Here is a 19,733-nt window from a genome sequence, read left to right on the forward strand (position 1 = left end):
TTAAATTAAGGTATTGCATTGGACACGAAAGTAATAAAAAATATTCTGTCTCTGTTTTCTATTCAGGGTATGAATTATGTGCTGCCACTTCTCACGTTGCCATATCTGGTCAGGGTGCTTGGCCCGCTTGGTTACGGTCATTTAAGCTTTAGTCTGGCTATAATTCAGTATTTTTTGTTGCTTACTCAGTACGGCTTCAACTTTTCAGCAACCAAGCGAATAGCCGAAAGTAATGGCAATAAGAATGATATCAGCATCATTTTTTTTAATGTAATATATACTAAAGTTTTTCTTTGTGTTGCCGGCTTTGTTATTTTACTCCTGACCAGCCTGGTTAGCGGACAATTACATGATATTCAAATCGTGCTGATTGCTGCCTACATTATGGTTATTGGCGATGTTATTTTCCCGGTCTGGCTATTTCAGGGACAGGAGAAAATGGGCAGGATTGCCTTGTCCAATATCGTTGCCAAGTTTATGACCGTACCTCTAATTTTTATTTTTGTTAAAACCAGTAATGATATTGCGCTTGCAGCATTTATCTCCGGTTTGACAAATCTTTTCTCCGGCCTTATTGGTCTGTATAGTGTCTATAAGATGGGGTTAATCCACTGGCGAAAACCAAATCTTAATGGCATTAAACATGAATTAAGTGAAAGCTGGCACTATTTTTTATCTTCCGCTGCAATTAGTTTGTATACCGCCACCACGGTTGTGCTATTGGGTTTTATCTGTGGTCCGGTTGTCGTGGGTTATTTTACGGCGGCAGACAAGATCAGGCAGGCGGTTCAGGGATTGATTAATCCTGTTTCACAGGCGCTGTATCCAAGAATATCAGCACTGATGAAGAACAACAGTGTCAGAGCCTATACTTTTTTACGCAAACTGTTGGTAATCCAGGGTATCGGCACCTTAGCGGTAAGTGTAGTGCTATTCGTTTTTTCAGCTGACATTATTCACCTTCTTTATGGTCATCAATTCCAGCAGAGTATCACGGTACTGAGCGTTCTGGCATGGTTACCATTTATTATCGGATTAAGTAATATTTTTGGCATTCAGACACTACTGACTACTGGTCACAAGGTGATATTTAGCCGCGTGCTGTTGATGGGGGGGATACTCAATATCATCATCCTGATACCACTGGCCTGGTATTACTCAGGGGTTGGTGCAGCAATATCTGTGCTGTCTGTTGAGACTGCCATTGTATTTATGATGTTTATCGCCATCAGGAAATTAAAGCTACCTCTTTTTATATTCAAGGTACAGAAATGAAATTTGATTATCTTATTGTTGGTTCGGGTTTATTTGGCGCTATTGCGGCTCATGAACTCAACAAACAAGGAAAAAAAGTCCTCGTTGTAGAGAAACGATCGCATATCGGTGGTAATATCTATACTGAAGATAACAAGGGGATTCATGTTCATAAATATGGCGCCCATATTTTCCATACTAATAATAAAGAAGTATGGGATTATGTAAACTCTTTTGCTGAGTTTAACCGTTTTACTAACTCTCCCCTGGCTCTGTATAAAGGCAAGTTATACAACCTGCCGTTCAATATGAATACCTTCCATCAGTTATGGGGTGTCACGACCCCGCAGGAAGCAATGGCTATTATTGATAAACAAAAACAAGAGCTGGCCGGAAAACAACCACAAAATCTGGAAGAACAGGCTATCAGTCTGGTCGGGAGGGATGTGTATGAGGCGCTGATTAAGGGCTATACGGAGAAACAATGGGGTCGTAAGGCCACCGAGCTTCCACCGTTTATCATTTCACGGTTACCTGTCAGATACACCTATGATAATAACTATTTTTCTGACCGTTACCAGGGTATTCCAATTGGTGGTTACACACAACTGATTGAGAAGATGTTAGATGGCATAGAAGTGCGTACCAATGTTGATTATCTCAAACAGCGTCACGAGCTTGATAAGTTAGCCGGTAAAATTATTTATACCGGTCCAATTGATGAGTATTTTGATTATTGTTATGGCATGCTGGAGTATCGCTCGCTGACATTTGATACTTACGAATCAGAGCAGGCGAATGTGCAGGGGAATGCGGTAATCAACTATACCGAAGCTGAAATCCCTTTTACCCGTATCATTGAGCATAAACATTTCGAAGGCAGTGATACCACCCACTCCGTACTTACCAAAGAGTATCCATCAGAGTGGAAGCCGGGTCTTGAACCATACTATCCGGTTAATGATGAGAAGAATAGTGCACTTTATAAGAAGTATCGTGCTCTGGCTAAGGAACAAGATAACGTCATTTTTGGTGGCAGGCTGGCTGAGTATAAATACTATGATATGCATCAGGTTGTTGCATCTGCATTATATACAGTCAGTAAACTGAATTAATAAAAATATAACATGCCACTTTTTATTTTATTTAATTAATCTAAGTCAATTAAAAATATGATAACTGATACTTGTAATAAATCCGTCATATTGATTTGTCCTAAATTTTATGATTATCCTTCAGTCATCTCGGAAGCATTGAAGGGCAAAGGTTTTAATGTTTTTTATATCGATGAACGTCCTTCTAATTCGACGCTGTTTAAAACACTTTTGCGCGCTGGTTTAATTGGTCTACTGCGTAATAAGATTTATCAGTATTATGCGCGCGCTATTGAGGCTATCACCAGTGATAATATAGAGCATATTCTGATTATCAATCCCGAAGCGATCGATTCGCTGATTATCGAACGCCTGAGAAATAAATACCCGGCTGCGCAGGTTACCATTTATATGTGGGACTCACTGCAGAATAAGAAATTAGCACATCTTTTATTCGATAAAGTCGATCAGGTTTTCACGTTTGACTCCTATGACTGTAAGCAATCTGCTATTGAACTTCTTCCTTTATTCTATGCCAAAAAGGATGCTCCTGAATTATTAGCTCCGGAACAGGAAAGTTCGCTGTTCTTTATCGGCAATATTCATAGTGACAGATTAAATTCAATCGACAAGCTCGATGCGGGTTTTGTGGCGTCGGGGAAACGGTTTTATAAGTTGCTTTACTATCCAAGTAAAATCCTATTTCTTCTTGCCTTTTTAAAAAATCCCCGGGTGATCAAAAAATTCTACCACGACATTATCCTTAAACCTGTTGCCTATAGCCGGGTGGTAGCGATGATGGCTAACGCGGAATGCATCCTTGATTTAGTTCATCCCAAACAAACCGGCCTCACCATGAGAACTATGGAGACACTCGGTCTGCGCAAAAAACTGATCACTAACAACGTCAATATCAGGAACTATGATTTCTACAATCCTGAACTGCACTATGTGATCGATCCTGATAATCTGAAAATTAATGAAGTTATTAAATTTATAGATTCATCTCCGGCGCTGTCACTGCACTATCAGAATATCGTCGAAAGCTACAGTGTCGATATTTGGCTGGACAGGCTGTTAGGACGTAAAAAATGAATATTTTAGCTATTGGCTATTATGACGACTTTGCACGTTTTTTTCTCAGGCTCAGGAAAGAAATTCAGAATCTGGATAAGCATGCGCGTTTTTATTATTTCAGTATCTATTTTAGTGGGGTTTTTTATTCTTTTTTTAAAAGAGTAATTAGCGGATGGTTCCCGTTTTTTGTCTGGTTTAACTATCTGGCTAAACGTGGCTATTATAATAAAATAGCCACTGAAGATTCCAGCTATAAAGGTGTGGACCTGATCTGGCTTACGGAATATCACGTTAAGCTGGATGCCGCTAATAAACAGTATTATATGGCTATCGGTTGTGCTTATCTGGATTATGCTAGCAGTTTTATCAAACGCAAAAAAATTGACATGATCCTTGCCAGTGGCGATTCCAGAATGCCGGTGCGCGCAATTATTGGTATCGCCAGACTGAATAACATTGCTATCCGTTATTTTGAACAGGGGGCTTTCGGAACTACCTTTTTCGAACACCAGGGCGTTAATGGTAACTCCGCTTTTAAACAGCCGGTATCGGGCTCTTTTGTCTCTGATTCTGATACGACAAACGGTGAATTTCACTTTTTTATCGCCAGAAAGCGTGCCGATAAATTTCGACGTATTCCGGTTTACAGAGCTTTTGATTTTCTTCTGAATTTTTTTATTGGTTTTTCCCCTGTCGGCAGAGAAATTTTTGAAAAAAAATCATTGCCAATAAGTAAAAGCAGCGTGGTCACCGGCCCGCAACCGACAAAGCGTAAGTATGTGGTCTTTGCTGCGCAGGTTCCTGTCGATGTAAATATGGTGCTGCATAGCCCCAATTTTGCTACTCATACTGAGATTCTCACCTATCTGAATCAGCATATTCCAGCAGATTTTAATATTGTGGTTCGTGAGCATCCATTATTTTCCGGTAAGTATGAGCAGGCGTTTTATCAATTCATTAACGCCAGTGACCGTATCACTGTTGATAATTCTACTTCACTGCCAGGCGTGATTTCCAACTCCGAACTGGTGGTGGTTAATAACTCGACAGTCGGTATTGAAGCGCTATGTTACGGTAAGAGAGTATTGGTAACCGGAGAATCTTACTATGAAAATATTCCCGGCGTCTGGAAGGTGGGTAGCGATGATGACCGCTTACGCACACCGGATGCCTATCCACTGACGGAAAGAGAGCTGGCCGGCATTCATCACTACCTTAAAGTTCTGCTATGTGATTATCTCTACCCTGGGCATTACCGTGATGATGACCTGAGTTTTGTTACAGAAATTGCCAATGATATTATCTTAGGGAAGGTTCGTAGTGAGAAAATTATGTTGGGTGGTTAGGGCATTCTTATTAGGTCTGTTTATTCCTGGTTTGCGTGGTTTAATTTATTTTGGACCATCCCTTTTCACCAAAGGTATGAATAAGTTAGTGGTTGGCAAAAAAACCAGAATTTATCCGCAGGCGCGGATTGAAATAGGCCAGAATGGTCATTGCACACTGGGTAAAGAAGTTTCCATTGGTCAGTCATTTCATTTGATTTGTGAAAAACATGTCACGATCGGCGATTTTTCACTGATTTCTTCCAATGTGTTTATTAGCGATACTGATCATAACTTTTTGGATATTAATCAGCCTTATGTCTGCCAGGGCATCAGCGTAAGTGAAACGAATATCGGCAACAATGTCTTTATTGGTCGTAATGCCACGATTCTTGCTGGTTCCCGGGTCGGGGATAACTGCATCATTGCGGCTCATGCGGTGGTGAAAGGCGTGTTTCCTGATAACTGTATGATTGCCGGCACGCCGGCGAAAATCATAAAAGTGTTTGATCCCAACTTACAGCAGTGGATTAGTGATAGCGGACGGCAGTAATAGTAATAACCAGCGATTTTCTGCTGGCTATTTAATGGTCAGGTTACGCTTTTCCTGATAGCACCAATTACTATCCTCTTCATTACCACTTGAGTTAACATATCAAATACATCAAATGCGGTTGTGTTACCGTTTAGTCTTTAATCAGACAGGAGTATGTAATGTCCAAGCAACAGATCGGCGTTGTGGGTATGGCTGTAATGGGCCGCAATCTGGCACTTAACATTGAGAGCCGTGGCTATTCAGTCTCTATCTTCAACCGCTCACGTGAAAAAACGGACGAAGTGGTTGCTGAGAACCCGGGCAAGAACCTGGTTCCGCACTACACCGTCGAGGAGTTCGTTGATTCGCTGGAAAAACCGCGTCGTATTCTGCTGATGGTGCAAGCTGGTGAAGCAACGGATAAAACGATCGCTTCCCTGACCCCACACCTCGATAAAGGCGATATTCTGATCGATGGCGGTAACACCTTCTATAAAGATACCATTCGTCGTAACCGTGAACTGTCTGAGCAGGGCTTCAATTTTATTGGTACCGGTGTTTCCGGTGGCGAAGAGGGCGCGCTGAAAGGGCCTTCAATTATGCCTGGCGGTCAGAAAGAAGCTTACGAGCTGGTTGCGCCAATTCTGCAAGAGATCGCGGCACGTGCTGAAGGCGAAGCTTGCGTGGCTTATATCGGTCCCGATGGTGCAGGCCACTATGTTAAGATGGTGCATAACGGTATCGAATACGGCGATATGCAGCTGATTGCTGAAGCTTACTCGCTGCTGAAAAATGCGCTGAACCTGAGCAACGAAGAGCTGGCTAAGACCTTCAGCGAATGGAACGAAGGCGAGCTGAGCAGCTACCTGATTGACATCACCAAAGATATCTTCACCAAGAAAGATGAAGAGGGTAAATATCTGGTTGATGTGATTCTGGATGAAGCAGCTAACAAAGGTACCGGTAAATGGACCAGCCAGAGTTCTCTCGATCTGGGCGAACCATTATCGCTGATCACTGAATCGGTGTTTGCGCGTTATCTCTCTTCTCTGAAGACGCAGCGTGTTGCCGCCTCTAAAGTCCTTAGCGGTCCAACGGTACAGGCCGTGAGCGGTGATAAAGCTGAGTTTGTTGAGAAAGTACGTCGTGCACTCTACCTCGGTAAAATCGTGTCTTACGCTCAGGGATTCTCACAGCTAAAAGCGGCTTCTGATGAGAATAACTGGGATCTGCATTACGGTGAGATTGCTAAAATCTTCCGTGCCGGTTGTATTATCCGTGCTCAGTTCCTGCAGACCATTACCGATGCTTATGCCGATAACGCTAATATCGCCAACCTGCTGCTGGCACCATATTTCAAAAACATCGCTGATGAGTATCAGCAGGCGCTGCGTGATGTGGTGGCCTATGCAGTGCAGAATGGTATCCCCACTCCGACCTTCTCTGCCGCTATTGCTTACTACGACAGCTACCGTTCAGCGGTACTGCCAGCGAACCTGATTCAGGCTCAGCGCGACTACTTTGGTGCCCATACTTACAAACGCATCGATAAAGAAGGTGTGTTCCACACCGAGTGGCTGGACTAACTGACGCGACTCCCGCCTCGGCGGGAGTTTTCTTTCAGATACAACTTTTCAGCTATTTCATTTCGATTTTTTCCCTGTTTTCAGCTATTTTCTTCCATGCCATTGGCGGATCTTTTTTTGCCGTCGGCTTCAATTTTTTCTGATTGTGTCGAGTGATGTTTCAAGGAAATTATGAGTAATAATAAATCTACAGGGCCGGAGCAATCTCCTCTACGTCAAACCTTTCACAATAATGATGATGAGCTTGATTTGCTGGATATTATCGCTCAGCTATGGCGCAGCAAAATGATCATCATGGCAACCATGTTCGCCTTAATGGTGGTTGCAGGGATCTATCTGGTGGTCGCCAAAGAGAAGTGGACCTCTGAAGCGATTGTCACTTTGCCCAGTGCCGGCCAGGTGGCTAACTATAATGTGGTGTTGAATGTGCTGTATGCGCAGTATCCACAGGATAAACTGGCCATCACCGATCTGCAGAAACAACTTTTTGGTCGGTTTAACGCCTCAATGTCCGCTCTTTCTGGTTCGCTACATAACCTTGAACAGCCGCTTGATTTGAAAGTTGATCAGGTGATTAAAGGGCAAATTGAACCGGTAAGTATCACCTTTAGCGCTGAAAGCGCCAAACAGGCGCAGCAAGAGCTGGGTAAATATATTCAGGGCGTTAATAAACAGGTGGTTTCTGACTATGGCGCGGATATCCTGCGTAACCTGGCGGTAAAGAAACGCGAGCTGAGCGAATCGCTGGCGTCGCAAGTTCAGGTGGCAAAGGATAAGAAATCACGCCGTATTGAGGTGATGAAACAGGCGCTGAAGATTGCCGATGCGTCCAAACTTGAAAAGTCTCAGTTGCAACAGGCTGAGTACTTGTCTGACGATACCCTTTATCTGCTGGGCTCTGAGGCACTGAAGGCGATGATTGCCAATGAAAGCACCAAGCCGCTGGTATTTGATGACTATTACTATGAAACGCAGCGTGGATTACTGTCGATTCAGGATCTGAGCGTGCAGATGAATGAACTGCAATCTTATCGCTATATTACGCAGCCCGATCTGCCCATTCGTCGCGATAGCCCGAAAAGGGTACTGACGATGCTAATTGCCATGTTACTTGGCGGCATTCTCGGTTCGGCAATTGTTCTCGGACGCAGCATGTCACGTAAATATCGCGACAGTCACTGATCCCGCGTCTTAACATTAAACCCGGCCATTGCCGGGTTTTTTTACGCCTGTCGCCGGAAGGCGATCACTCTGGCGGCTGCGACGCGCTGATAATCCGCACTGTTCAGTAGCATCGATTTTTCCAGCAGTCCGGCATTAAAGGCCAGCTGATCGAAACGTTCGAACAGCAGAGGATCGGCGACCAGCAGCAGCTCCGGATGAAAACTAAAGGGGGGAATGGCGCCGAATACGCAGCCGGTTAAGCGCGTCACTTCCGCCGGGCTGGCCAGCGATGCCCGGGTGGCGCCGAGGGCCGAAGCCAGCAGTGCAAGGTCTGCCTGCTGATCGGCTGGCAGAACCGCCAGCACGTACTGTTTAATACCATTGCCTTTCACATGGCACACCAGCGCCTTTGCTCCCTGGCCGACAGCGGTGCCGCGCAAAGCGGCGACCTGATCACATTTGCCGGCCGCTTCATGTTCCATTATCCGGTAGCGGGCCTGATGAAGATCGAGCAGGGCACAAAGTTTGTCAAAGGTGTTCATTACCGACTCCCTGCCATAGCAAAAGGCCGGAGAACCGGCCTTTAAGCGTTCATCACAGTGGTTACTTATGACGTGCGCGCAGATTGGCGATAACAGTGCTCAGATCGAGGTTTTGATCCTGTAGCAGCACCAGCAGATGATAAATCAGGTCGGAGGCTTCGTTGGTCAGTTCATGCCGATCGTTTACCGTGGCTGCCAGCGCGGTTTCCACGCCTTCTTCGCCGACTTTCTGGGCAATACGCTTGGTGCCGCTGGCGTAAAGCCGGGCGGTGTAGGAGCTTTCCGGGTCCGCATGTTTACGCTCCGCCAGCAACTGCTCCAGCTGATAAAGAAACGTCCAGTCCGGCGCCGCCGGGGAAAAGCAGCTTGATGTGCCGGTGTGGCAGGTGGGGCCAATCGGATCGGCCAGCACCAGCAGCGTATCATTGTCGCAATCCGGGGTGATACTCGCCACTTTCAGAAAGTTGCCGGAGGTTTCACCTTTGGTCCACAGACGCTGTTTGGTCCGCGAGAAGAAAGTGACATTGCCTTCGCTCAGGGTTTTGCTCAGGGCTTCCTGATTCATATAACCATGCATCAGCACTTCGCCGGAGACACGATGCTGTACCACCACCGGCATCATGCCGTCAGTTTTTACCCAGTCCAGACCGGACAGTTGTTGTTGTGTTAACACGCGCGAATCTCCACACCTTTTTCAATCAGGAACTTTTTCAGTTCGCCAATATTAATAATCTGTTTGTGAAACACTGACGCTGCTAGTGCACCATCGACATCAGCATCGCGAAAGGCCTGATGGAAATGTTCCATCGTGCCGGCGCCGCCGGAGGCAATCAGTGGCACTTTACAGACGTCACGCACCTTTTGCAGCTGAACCAGATCGTAGCCATTACGCACGCCATCCTGATTCATCATATTCAGTACAATCTCGCCAGCGCCACGCTTCTGTACTTCCTGCACCCAGTCCAGCGTTTCCCACTGCGTTACCCGGGTACGGCTTTCGTCTCCGGTGTACTGGTTAACATGGTATTTGCCGCTCTGCTGGTCAAACCAGGTATCAATGCCGACGACAATACACTGTACGCCAAAACGATCGGCAAGGCGGGTTATCAGCTCAGGATCGGCCAGCGCCGGCGAGTTGATGGAAATCTTGTCGGCGCCAAATGACAGAATCTGTGCGGCATCCTCCGCCGATTTAATGCCGCCAGCCACACAGAACGGAATATCAATCACTTCCGCCACGCGTGATACCCAGCTTTTATCGACCACACGGCCATCTGATGAGGCGGTGATATCATAAAATACCAGTTCATCGGCGCCTTCCTGGGCATAGCGCTGCGCCAGCGGCACGATATCACCGATGATTTCATGGTTGCGGAACTGGACGCCTTTCACTACCTGGCCGTCACGCACGTCAAGACAAGGAATTATCCGTTTTGCCAGCATGAAATTGCCTCCGTCAGCGTAAATTTATCTTCAAGCAGGGCGCGACCCACAATTACCCCCTGAACTCCGCAACCGCGCAGCGCGGCGATATCTTCCAGCGATCCGATACCGCCGGACGACTGGAAAGCAATCTGCGGATAACGTGCAGTGATTTCTTTATACAGCGCAACATTGGAACCGCTTAAGGTGCCGTCGCGGGAAATATCGGTGCAGAGCACATGTTTCAGACCGAATGGCAGAAACTGCTCAATAACCTGTTCCAGCGTGACGCCTGCGGCTTCCTGCCAGCCGCTAATCGCCACTTCTTTGCGGTTACTGGCGTCAATGCGCACATCCAGCGCCAGCACAATCGCTTCCGCACCATACTGGCGGAACCATTGCTGCACTTCCGCCGGCTGTTTTATCGCCGTCGAACCAACAACTACGCGGCTGGCACCGGCTGCCAGCAGCGCCGCCACATCCTGTTTACTGCGGATACCACCGCCGACCTGTACCGGAATGGTGACCCCTGCCAGTAACTTTTGCAGCAAAGGAATCTGTCGTGCCGCCGGATCTTTCGCGCCGGTTAAATCAACCAGATGCAATACCTCGGCACCCTGACGCTGATAATCCTGCAGACGTGGCAGCGGATCGCTGCCGTAATCGCGTTGCTGACCATAATCGCCCTGGTGCAGACGTACCACTTTGCCATCAATCAAATCTAATGCCGGGATAATCATCGCTATTACATCTCCAGGAAGTTCTTCAGCAGCTGTGCGCCTGCCGCACCGGAACGTTCAGGGTGGAACTGCACGCCAAAGAAATTATCTTTCTGCACTGCGGCGGTAAACGGTTCGCCATAGTTGCACTGCGCGATGGTGAATTCATTCACCGGCATGGCATAACTGTGAACGAAGTAGAAATAGCTGCCATCCTCAATGCCGCGGAACAGGCGATTGCCCGCCTGCGACGTAATCTGGTTCCATCCCATATGCGGCAGTGGCAGGCCATGATCTTTCATCAGTTTAACCGGCTGGTCGATAATCCCCAGTGTGGCAATACCGCCATTCTCATCGCTGGCGGAGCCGAGCAACTGCATACCGAGACAGATTCCCAGCGTTGGCTGAGTGCAGGCTTTAATTAGCTCAATCAGATCACGCTGACGCAGCTGATCCATCGCCGCCTGAGCGGTGCCGACGCCGGGCAGAAACAGTTTATCGGCCTGCAATACGACACTGGCTTCACGGCTGACCTGCGGCTGATAGCCAAGACGCTGGATCGCCCATTTTACCGAAGAGAGGTTAGCGCAGCCGGTATCAAGAATAACCACATTCATCACAGCACTCCTTTCGAACTCGGCAGGGTGTTGCCCTCAACGCGGATCGCCTGACGCAGAGTTCGCCCAAAGGCTTTAAACAGGCTCTCGACGCGGTGGTGATCGTTTTTACCTTTCGTACGCAGGTGCAGAGTGCTGGCCATGGAGTAAGAGAGTGAACGGAAAAAGTGCTCCACCATCTCAGTACTCAGATCGCCAACACGCTGGTAATTAAACTCAGCTTTATATTCAAGGTGCGGGCGGCCGGAGATATCCAGCGCACAGCGCGCCAGGCACTCATCCATCGGCAGCACAAAGCCAAAGCGGCCAATACCGCGTTTATCGCCAAGGGCTTTCAGCAGCGCTTCACCGAGGGCTAAACCGGTATCTTCTACCGTATGGTGATCGTCGATATACAAATCGCCTTTCACATCGATATTCATGCGGAAGCCGCCGTGGGTACAGATCTGATCCAGCATATGATCGAAGAAGCCGACGCCGGTATTGATCTTGCTGCCACCTTCGCGGTCCAGCCAGACCTCAACCTTGATCTGCGTCTCTTTGGTGTTACGGTTTACCAGCGCATAACGATCGCGGTGCGTCAGTTGCTGATTAATTTGCTGCCAGCTGAGGCCATCTTTGCCATAGCGCAGGCCGCCGATACCCATATTCTCTGCCAGCTGGATATCGGTAGCGCGGTCGCCAATCACATAGCTGTTGGTTTTATCCAGTACGCCTTCTGCCAGCCAGGCTTCAACCATCTGTACCTTTGGTTTACGGCAGTCGCAGTTATCTTCCGGCTTATGCGGACAAATCAGAATATTGTCGAACTTCACCCCCTGCGAGCTGAGGATCTGCATCATCAGATTGTGCGGCCCGTCAAAATCGGCCTGGGGAAAACTGCTGGTGCCAAGGCCATCCTGGTTGGTGATCATCACCAGCTGATAACCGGCTTTCTGCAGATTTAGCAGCACCGGAATAACATCTGGCTCAAAGGCCAGTTTATCCATGCGATCTACCTGATAATCTGTCGGCGGTTCAGAGATAATGGTGCCGTCGCGGTCGATAAAAAGCGTCTTCTGATTCATGCTTGCTCCCTGGATACAGCTGCTGCGCCGGGTAAAGGTTTCAGCGCGGCGATAGTACGCTCGCACTCTTCACGGGTGCCAATGGAGATGCGCAGGCATCCGGCAAGTCCCGGTTGTTTATTCTGGTCACGCAAGATAATGCCCTGATCCCAGAGTGTCTTAAACACCTGACTGGCGGCGCTAAAGCGAGCCAGCACATAGTTTGTCTGGCTGTCGAATACCTGCTCCACGCAATCACAGCCTTTAAGGGCGTCAATTAACCACTCACGGGTGGCAATCAGCTGGGCAACATGCTGACGCATTAACGCAATACCCTGCTCGCTAAGCGCCTGCGCGGCGATATCCGCGACCGGCGTTGACAGCGGGTAGGGGGCGATCACTTTCATCAGCAGATCGATAACCGGCTTATTTGCCAGGGTAAAACCGCAGCGCAGTCCGGCCAGCGCAAAGGCTTTCGACAGGGTGCGCAGTACCACCAGATGCGGGTAATCCTGCAGCCAGCCTGCCAGCGTCGCCTGCGGGCAGAATTCAATATAGGCTTCATCCGCCACCACGATGGCTTTCCCGCGCGCCATCTCCAGCAACTGACGCAGATCGTCAGAATGGATCAGGTTGGCGGTGGGATTGTTTGGGCTACAGACATAGATCAGTTTTACGCCATCAAGCTGGGCGGCAATCGCCGGCAGATTCAGTTGCCAGTCTGCGCGCGCTGCAACGGTGCGATACTCAATACCGATGGTTTCAGCGCTGACGCTGTACATACCATAAGTTGGCGGACAGAACAGCACCGCGTCTTTACCCGGTTCGCAGAAGGCACGCATTAACAGCTCAATACCTTCATCGGCGCCGCGGCTGACCAGCACCTGCTCTGGCGTCAGGCCGGCATAGGCGGCATAGCGTGCAATGACCTGCTGCGGCTGACACTCCGGATAACGGTTCAGCGTCTGCTGCGTCAGTTCGAAGGGCACCGCTTGCGGATATTCGTTGGCATTCAGCCACACGTCGCCGTTACCGCCGAGACGGCGCGCCGACTGATAAGGCGTCAGTGCGCGAACGTTGGCGCGCGCCAGCTGTTCAATACTCAGGCTCATGCTTTCTCCCGCAGCGCGGCAACGCGCAATGTCACAGCATTTTTATGGGCGGTCAGCTGCTCGGCAGCTGCCAGAATTTCAATGGTCGGGGCCAGATCGATAAAACCCTGCGGCGTCAGTTCCTGCACCGTCATGCGTTTCTGGAAATCCGCCAGACCAAGGCTGGAACAGGTAGCGGTATAGCCGTAGGTCGGCAGAACATGGTTGGTGCCGGAGGCGTAATCTCCCGCCGATTCCGGTGACCAGTCGCCAAGGAATACCGAACCCGCACTGGTAATATCGTCAACCAGCTCACGCGCCTGACGGGTCTGAATAATCAGGTGTTCCGGTCCGTAACGGTTTGAGATCTCGACGCATTGCTGCAGGTCGCGCGCCACAATCAGACGGCTGCTCTCTAAAGCTTTACGCGCGGTTTCCGCCCGCGGCAGCTGGCTCAGTTGCTGCTCTACCGCCACGGCGACCGCTTCGGCCATCGCCCGCGACGGCGTCAGCAAAATGACCTGTGAATCCGGGCCATGTTCTGCCTGTGACAACAGGTCGGAGGCGACGAAATCCGGCGTGGCTTCAGCATCGGCGATCACCAGTACCTCTGACGGGCCGGCTGGCATATCAATGGCGGCGCCATCCAGACGCTGACTGACCTGGCGTTTTGCTTCGGTCACCCAGGCGTTGCCGGGGCCAAAAATTTTATCCACTTTCGGTACTGACTCGGTGCCCAGCGCGAGGGCGGCAATCGCCTGCGCGCCACCTACCTGGAACACTTCCTGCACGCCACAGAGTTGCGCAGCATAGAGAATTTCATCGGCAATCGGCGGCGGCGAACAGAGCACCACGCGCCGGCAGCCAGCGATACGCGCCGGCGTAGCCAGCATTAATACCGTGGAGAACAGCGGGGCGGAACCGCCCGGAATATACAGGCCAACAGAGGCGACCGGACGGGTAATCTGCTGGCAGCGCACACCCGGCTGAGTTTCGATATCCACCGGCGCCAGTCGCTGGGCAAGGTGGAAGGTTTCGATATTGCCGACGGCGACGGCCATCGCCTGTTTGATATCGTCACCCAGTCGTCCGACCGCAGCGGCAATCTGCTCATCGCTGACGCGCAGATCATCAACCTGCGTTTTGTCAAAAGTGGCGCTGTAGTAACGCAGCGCCTCATCGCCTTCATTTTTCACTTTTTCAAGAATGCCACGCACGGTTTGCGTGATGTTCTCTGAAGCCGCGATCGCCGGACGCGTCAGCAGGCGTTGTTGCTGTTCGGCACTGCATGTCTGCCAGTCAATCAGAGTATTGAATGCGCTCATGGCCTTACTCCAGCATTTTTTCAATTGGCAGGACCAGAATGGAACTGGCGCCCAGTGCTTTCAGTTTTTCCATGGTTTCCCAGAACAGCGTTTCGCTGCTCACCATATGCATCGCGATACGGCTCTTATCGCCGGCCAGCGGCAGCAGGGTGGGACGTTCGGCGCCTGGCAGCAGGGCGATCACTTCATCCAGGCGATCGCTTGGCGCGTGCAGCATAATATATTTGGATTCGCGCGCTTTGATAACGCCCTGAATACGTGTCATCAGCTTATCGATCAGCTCCTGTTTGGCCGCCGGCATTTCACCGTCGCGCTGAATCAGGCAGGCTTTAGAGCGGTAGATCACTTCAACTTCACGCAGACCGTTGGCTTCCAGCGTGGCGCCGGTGGAGACCAGATCACAGATGGCATCGGCCAGACCGGCACGCGGCGCCACTTCAACAGAACCGTTCAGCAGACAGGATTTGAAATTAACGCCTTGTTTGTCGAGGTACTTTTTCAGCAGGTGAGGATAAGAGGTGGCGATACGGGTATTTTGCAGGCACTGCGGACCGGTATATTCATCATCAACCGACATTGCCAGTGACAGACGGCAGCCGCCAAAATCGAGGCGGCGCAGCGTAAAGTAACGCGGGTCTTCACCCTGTGAGCGGCGGGTCAGCAGCTCTTCTTCCAGCACGTTTTCACCGATAATACCGAGGTCAACCACGCCGTCCATTACCAGGCCCGGGATATCGTCATCACGAACGCGCAGGATGTCGATAGGCATATTTTCAGCGAAGGCGATCAGACGCTGCTGCTGTAAATTAATCTTGATGCCGCAGCGTGCCAGTAATTCGCGTGAGTCGTCGCTTAAACGGCCTGATTTCTGCATAGCTATGCGCAAACGGGTGTTATCTAACATCGATACTATCCTCTCTAACTCTTATCTGCTGGTTTGCAATGAAACATTTTTGATGCGCGTAAAGTCCAAAAAAAAAGCCCCCGGAAGTAGATCTTCCGGGGGCTCTCTTGCGTTCTGCACCACTGGAAGATCCTAAGACGTCTCCCAGCACACATCGCCTGAAAGACTAGTCAGGGTGATGGTGATGATGGTGGTTGAACTGAACGCGTGTCATAAAAAATTCCGTAGATGAATGGGTATTCATTTAATGTGTAAATAACCTAACCAGGATGAAGGCTGATGGCAACCCTTTTTTGTAAAGGATGAAAAATTCTCTTATTTAACGACGATTGTCAGCATTGAAACTGTGGCGTAGCCTTAAGATCTGAGCGCAACAGTGTGGGGGGTAAGGAATGAAAAAAGTCGCGATAGTGGGACTGGGCTGGCTGGGAATGCCACTGGCAATGACGCTGGCGTCACGTGGCTGGCTGGTCAGCGGCAGTAAAACCACACCGGATGGCGTCGAGGCTGCACGCATGTGCGGTATTGATGGCTATCAACTGGAGTTGACGCCAGAGCTGATCTGCAATTCTGACGATCTTGAGGCGCTGCTGAGCGTCGATGCGCTGGTGATCACCTTGCCTGCCAGCCGAACGGCGGCAGGCGGCGCTCACTATGTGCAGGCGGTACAGCAAATCGTCGATAGCGCGCTGGCGTTCAATGTTCCACGCATTGTGTTTACCAGTTCGACCTCCGTGTATGGTAAATCGACCGGGATAATGAAAGAGAACAGTCCGTTGCAGCCGGAAACGGTGGCGGGCAAGACGCTGGTGGAGCTGGAGAACTGGCTGCACGACCTGCCGGGAACCTCGGTTGATATTTTGCGTCTTTCCGGTCTGGTGGGGCCGCATCGTCATCCGGGACGCTTTCTCGCCGGAAAAACCGCTGTTGCCGACGGTGAGCAGGGGGTCAATTTAGTCCATCTCGATGATGTGGTGGAAGCGATCGCCTTGCTGTTACAGACGCCGAAAGGCGGGCATATCTATAACCTCAGTGCTCCCGGCCATCCGCCGCGCAATAAATTCTATCCGGCGGTCGCCCGGCAACTGGGCCTGACGCCACCCACTTTTTTAGATGACCATACTGCCGCCAGCGGTAAAATTATTGACGGCAGTAAGATTTGCAGCGAGTTAGGTTTTGAATACAGCTGGCCCGACCCGCAGAAAATGCCACTGGCGTAGAAAAAGGATGCGGACAGGCGCGGCGGAATAAATTGCGCCAGCTATACGCCAAGGCGATCGCGCAGCGCATACCACGCGGCGCCCATTACGGTTAACGGGATCTGAAAACGGCGTCCGCCAGGGAACGGCAGATGGGGCAGGGTGGCGAAAGCATCAAAGCGTTCGGCATCACCGCGCAGGGTTTCGGCGATCAGCTTGCCTGCGAGGTGGGTGCAGGTCACGCCATGCCCGCTGTCACCCTGCATGTAATAGACATTATTCTCCAGCCGGCCAAACTGCGGCATGCGCGACAGCGTCAGCAGGAAGTTACCGCTCCAGCGGTAGCTGAAGGCCAGTCCGCTAAGTTGCGGAAAGGTTTTCAGCAGCTTGGGGCGGATCAGCGCATCAATATCTTGCGGATCGCGCGCACCGTAAATCACGCCGCCGCCATACAGTAAGCGGTTATCGGCGGTGAGGCGAAAGTAGTCGAGTAAATAGTTACAGTCTTCCACGCAGCGATTGTTCGGCATTAACGTCAGCGCCGCGTCGGCGCTAAGAGGTTCGGTCGTAATAATCTGCGAACCACAGGGCATACTTTTATTACCCAGACGCGGCTCGATCTGTGGTGCCAGATAGGCGTTGCCGGCGAAAATAACAAATTTCGCGCTGACGTCGCCTTTGGCGGTTTTGACGATATTGGGCGCGCCGTACAGCACATTGATGGCGGCGGAGTTTTCATAAATGCGTCCGCCGTGACGGCGAATAGCCTCCGCCTCGCCCAGCGCCAGATTAAGCGGGTGCAGATGGCCGCCGCGTTCATCCAGCAGCCCGCCGACATAGCGTTCGGTCGCCACTTCGCGGCGCATGGCAGCCTGGTCCAGCAGGGTTAACTGTTGATTGCCGTAGCTCTCCCACAGCGTTTTCTGCGCGCGCAGATGCGCCATTTGCCGGGCATTCAGGGCCGCAAAAATACCCCCGGGGCGATAATCACAATCAATGGCATAACGGTCGATGCGATCGCGGATAATATCCGCTCCTTCAAACATCATATTGCCCAGCATTTTGGCGACGTTGACGCCATAACGTTGCTGAATCACATCAATATCACGGCTGTAGGAGTTAACTACCTGGCCGCCGTTGCGACCGCTGGCGCCAAAGCCGATGCGTGCCGCCTCCAGCAGCACCACATCGTATCCGGCTTCAGTGAGGTACAGCGCCGACGACAAGCCGGTGAAACCGCCGCCGATAATGCAGACATCACACTGAATACTCTGTTCCAGTTGTGGCCAGTCAGCATGCAGGTTGGCGGTTGCTGCGTAATAACTTTCCACGTGTTTCATACAACCTCCCTGGCGCTATGGGGAAAAATAGCGGTTTAAAATGTTGCCGGAGTATGAGCACTGACTATGCGACAACGTTGGGTCGAGTTATTGGTAAAACTGTGCGGATTACCGGTATTAATGACATAGCTTTCACCGGCATGCAGTTGATAGCTCTGGCCGCTGATGGTCAGCATAATTTCGCCTTCCAGCAACGTGCCGGTCTCTTCGCCCTGATGGCGGATTTTTTCACCGGTAGTGGCGCCAGGTTCATAGGTCTCCAGCAGCATCGCCAGCGTGCGTTCACTAAGACCGTTATGAATTAACTTCAGGGAGACGCCCTGACCGCCGATCTCGATCAACTCATCGGCGCCGATCACCACTTTCGGTTCTTCGGCAATCGCCGGTTCGGAGAAGAATTCCGATAGCGACAAGCCATAAACTTTTAATAACTTCTGTAAGGTACTGACTGCCGGACTGACCTTGTCTTGTTCAATGGTGCTGATAGCACTGTGCGTCAGTCCCGAAAGTTCGGCGACGCGCCGTTGTGACAATCCCATCTGTTGCCGGATCTGCGATAAACGTCGTCCGGGCGCCAGAGTGGCTTCGCTCATAGCCGTATTTCCTTTTGATACCTGTTGCAGGCGTTAATAAAGCCATCGAACAACAGGCGCGACTGCGCCGACTCCTCGCAATGCCATTCGGGGTGCCACTGCACGGCGAAGGCAAAAGGATGCTGCGGCAGGCTGACCGCTTCGATCAACCCATCGGCGGCACGCGCCTCGATGCGGAGTTGTGGACCTAAACTACGAATTCCCTGCTGATGCAACGAATTCACCCACAATGACTTTTGGCCGTGCACTAAGCCGGACAGCAGGCCATCCGGCTCCACCTGGATCTGGTGGGCTTGCGCATACTGGTCGTCAAGAGGGAGCGATTCGTCTTCGCGGTGTTCCTGAAAACCAGGCTGGAGATGCAACTGACGATATAGCGAACCGCCAGTGGCGACCACCAGTTCCTGTAAGCCGCGGCAGATAGCCATTAATGGCATCTGCCGGGCGATAGCATGGCTAATTAAGGCGAAGGCAAGCTTATCGCGTCCGGGGTCAGCATAGTCTTCCACTCCCTGCTCGCCATAATGCCATGGTTCGATATTGCTCGGGCTGCCGGTGAGCAGAATACCGTCCAGCGCGCTGGTAGCATTTTCTAATAGCCCGGGTTGGTTCATCAGACTGTGGGGCAGGCCAAACGGGACGCCACCGGCGGTCACCACGGCGTCAAGATACTTGTTATGCACCATCTGGGTGGGGTGGCCGCCTTTATCAATCTGGCACATTACTACGCCAATCAATGGCTTGTTAAAAATAATGCCCATCTTTTCCTCGCTGCGCTGTCAAAAATATTAACCGGCAAGGCGCACATGGCGTAAAACTGTGCAATATATTTTCAATCTAGCAATCGCTTGTTCATTATTCAAACTGAAATGTAACATTTGCACACTTTTTGTCTTAGGG

Annotated in this window: 21 protein-coding genes and 1 other annotated feature; of the genes, 8 read left to right on the plus strand and 13 right to left on the minus strand. The window is 50.5% G+C overall.

The window, feature by feature from the left end; genetic code table 11:
* Window positions 1–18 precede the first annotated feature (18 nt).
* The 7 genes from JWF83_RS19335 to wzzB all read left to right on the plus strand — a co-directional run bounded on the left by JWF83_RS19335 (window position 19) and on the right by wzzB (window position 8,053).
* Window positions 19–1,275, plus strand: coding sequence for a flippase (locus JWF83_RS19335; RefSeq protein ID WP_413652035.1), 1,257 nt, complete (start codon window positions 19–21; stop codon window positions 1,273–1,275).
* Complete coding sequence (gene glf / locus JWF83_RS19340; RefSeq protein ID WP_413652036.1) at window positions 1,272–2,369, plus strand: UDP-galactopyranose mutase; 1,098 nt, start codon at window positions 1,272–1,274, stop codon at window positions 2,367–2,369. The genes JWF83_RS19335 and glf overlap by 4 nt, the downstream gene beginning before the upstream one ends.
* Window positions 2,370–2,507: 138 nt before the next feature.
* The gene (locus tag JWF83_RS19345; protein WP_413652037.1) at window positions 2,508–3,443 is read left to right on the plus strand and encodes a hypothetical protein; all 936 of its coding nucleotides are present in this window, start codon (window positions 2,508–2,510) and stop codon (window positions 3,441–3,443) included.
* Window positions 3,440–4,771, plus strand: a complete 1,332-nt coding sequence (locus JWF83_RS19350; RefSeq protein ID WP_413652038.1) for a hypothetical protein — start codon at window positions 3,440–3,442, stop codon at window positions 4,769–4,771. Before JWF83_RS19345 ends, JWF83_RS19350 begins: the two co-directional genes overlap by 4 nt.
* Window positions 4,746–5,303 (plus strand): acyltransferase, encoded by a 558-nt coding sequence (locus tag JWF83_RS19355; protein ID WP_413652039.1) that lies wholly within the window; start codon window positions 4,746–4,748, stop codon window positions 5,301–5,303. Before JWF83_RS19350 ends, JWF83_RS19355 begins: the two co-directional genes overlap by 26 nt.
* A gap of 161 nt (window positions 5,304–5,464) precedes the next feature.
* On the plus strand, window positions 5,465–6,871 hold the full coding sequence (gene gndA / locus JWF83_RS19360; RefSeq protein WP_413652040.1) for an NADP-dependent phosphogluconate dehydrogenase: 1,407 nt from the start codon (window positions 5,465–5,467) through the stop codon (window positions 6,869–6,871).
* Between the two features lie 171 nt (window positions 6,872–7,042).
* A complete protein-coding gene (gene wzzB, locus JWF83_RS19365) occupies window positions 7,043–8,053 on the plus strand; it encodes an LPS O-antigen chain length determinant protein WzzB (RefSeq protein WP_413652041.1) in 1,011 nt (336 codons plus the stop codon).
* 41 nt (window positions 8,054–8,094) lie between these two features.
* On the opposite strand, the gene JWF83_RS19370 is transcribed toward wzzB, so the two are convergent.
* The 10 genes from JWF83_RS19370 to hisL all read right to left on the minus strand — a co-directional run bounded on the left by JWF83_RS19370 (window position 8,095) and on the right by hisL (window position 15,915).
* On the minus strand, window positions 8,095–8,577 hold the full coding sequence (locus JWF83_RS19370; protein ID WP_413652042.1) for a YbaK/EbsC family protein: 483 nt from the start codon (window positions 8,575–8,577) through the stop codon (window positions 8,095–8,097).
* Window positions 8,578–8,638: 61 nt separating this feature from the next.
* The gene (gene hisIE / locus JWF83_RS19375) at window positions 8,639–9,250 is read right to left on the minus strand and encodes a bifunctional phosphoribosyl-AMP cyclohydrolase/phosphoribosyl-ATP diphosphatase HisIE (RefSeq protein WP_413652043.1); all 612 of its coding nucleotides are present in this window, start codon (window positions 9,248–9,250) and stop codon (window positions 8,639–8,641) included.
* Entirely contained in the window at window positions 9,244–10,020 is a 777-nt protein-coding gene (hisF, locus tag JWF83_RS19380; RefSeq protein WP_413652044.1) for an imidazole glycerol phosphate synthase subunit HisF, read from the minus strand. Before hisF ends, hisIE begins: the two co-directional genes overlap by 7 nt.
* Entirely contained in the window at window positions 10,002–10,739 is a 738-nt protein-coding gene (gene hisA, locus JWF83_RS19385) for a 1-(5-phosphoribosyl)-5-[(5-phosphoribosylamino)methylideneamino]imidazole-4-carboxamide isomerase (protein WP_413652045.1), read from the minus strand. Before hisA ends, hisF begins: the two co-directional genes overlap by 19 nt.
* A 5-nt stretch (window positions 10,740–10,744) precedes the next feature.
* The gene (gene hisH, locus JWF83_RS19390) at window positions 10,745–11,335 is read right to left on the minus strand and encodes an imidazole glycerol phosphate synthase subunit HisH (protein ID WP_413652046.1); all 591 of its coding nucleotides are present in this window, start codon (window positions 11,333–11,335) and stop codon (window positions 10,745–10,747) included.
* A complete protein-coding gene (gene hisB / locus JWF83_RS19395; RefSeq protein WP_413652047.1) occupies window positions 11,335–12,402 on the minus strand; it encodes a bifunctional histidinol-phosphatase/imidazoleglycerol-phosphate dehydratase HisB in 1,068 nt (355 codons plus the stop codon). Before hisB ends, hisH begins: the two co-directional genes overlap by 1 nt.
* Window positions 12,399–13,493, minus strand: coding sequence for a histidinol-phosphate transaminase (gene hisC, locus JWF83_RS19400; protein WP_413652048.1), 1,095 nt, complete (start codon window positions 13,491–13,493; stop codon window positions 12,399–12,401). Before hisC ends, hisB begins: the two co-directional genes overlap by 4 nt.
* The gene (hisD, locus tag JWF83_RS19405) at window positions 13,490–14,797 is read right to left on the minus strand and encodes a histidinol dehydrogenase (protein ID WP_413652049.1); all 1,308 of its coding nucleotides are present in this window, start codon (window positions 14,795–14,797) and stop codon (window positions 13,490–13,492) included. The genes hisC and hisD overlap by 4 nt, the downstream gene beginning before the upstream one ends.
* 4 nt (window positions 14,798–14,801) lie before the next feature.
* Entirely contained in the window at window positions 14,802–15,701 is a 900-nt protein-coding gene (hisG, locus tag JWF83_RS19410; protein ID WP_413652050.1) for an ATP phosphoribosyltransferase, read from the minus strand.
* Between the two features lie 68 nt (window positions 15,702–15,769).
* Window positions 15,770–15,892, minus strand: a sequence feature (His leader region).
* Window positions 15,868–15,915 (minus strand): his operon leader peptide, encoded by a 48-nt coding sequence (gene hisL / locus JWF83_RS19415; RefSeq protein WP_100396937.1) that lies wholly within the window; start codon window positions 15,913–15,915, stop codon window positions 15,868–15,870. It overlaps the preceding feature by 25 nt.
* Window positions 15,916–16,093: 178 nt before the next feature.
* On the opposite strand from hisL, the gene JWF83_RS19420 reads away from it, so the two are divergent.
* A complete protein-coding gene (locus JWF83_RS19420) occupies window positions 16,094–16,921 on the plus strand; it encodes an SDR family oxidoreductase (RefSeq protein WP_413652051.1) in 828 nt (275 codons plus the stop codon).
* Between the two features lie 41 nt (window positions 16,922–16,962).
* Here JWF83_RS19420 and JWF83_RS19425 read toward each other — a convergent pair whose 3' ends face one another.
* The 3 genes from JWF83_RS19425 to puuD are packed head-to-tail and all read right to left on the minus strand — an operon-like array spanning window position 16,963 to window position 19,594.
* Window positions 16,963–18,240: an NAD(P)/FAD-dependent oxidoreductase gene (locus JWF83_RS19425; RefSeq protein ID WP_413652052.1), complete on the minus strand. Its 1,278-nt coding sequence runs from the start codon at window positions 18,238–18,240 to the stop codon at window positions 16,963–16,965.
* Between the two features lie 35 nt (window positions 18,241–18,275).
* Window positions 18,276–18,833: an HTH-type transcriptional regulator PuuR gene (puuR, locus tag JWF83_RS19430; protein ID WP_413652053.1), complete on the minus strand. Its 558-nt coding sequence runs from the start codon at window positions 18,831–18,833 to the stop codon at window positions 18,276–18,278.
* The gene (gene puuD / locus JWF83_RS19435) at window positions 18,830–19,594 is read right to left on the minus strand and encodes a gamma-glutamyl-gamma-aminobutyrate hydrolase (protein ID WP_413652054.1); all 765 of its coding nucleotides are present in this window, start codon (window positions 19,592–19,594) and stop codon (window positions 18,830–18,832) included. The genes puuR and puuD overlap by 4 nt, the downstream gene beginning before the upstream one ends.
* Between the last annotated feature and the right edge of the window lie 139 nt (window positions 19,595–19,733).

The organism is Pantoea sp. B65 (assembly GCF_047308185.1).
In the GTDB taxonomy this organism is placed as follows: Bacteria; Pseudomonadota; Gammaproteobacteria; order Enterobacterales; family Enterobacteriaceae; genus Erwinia.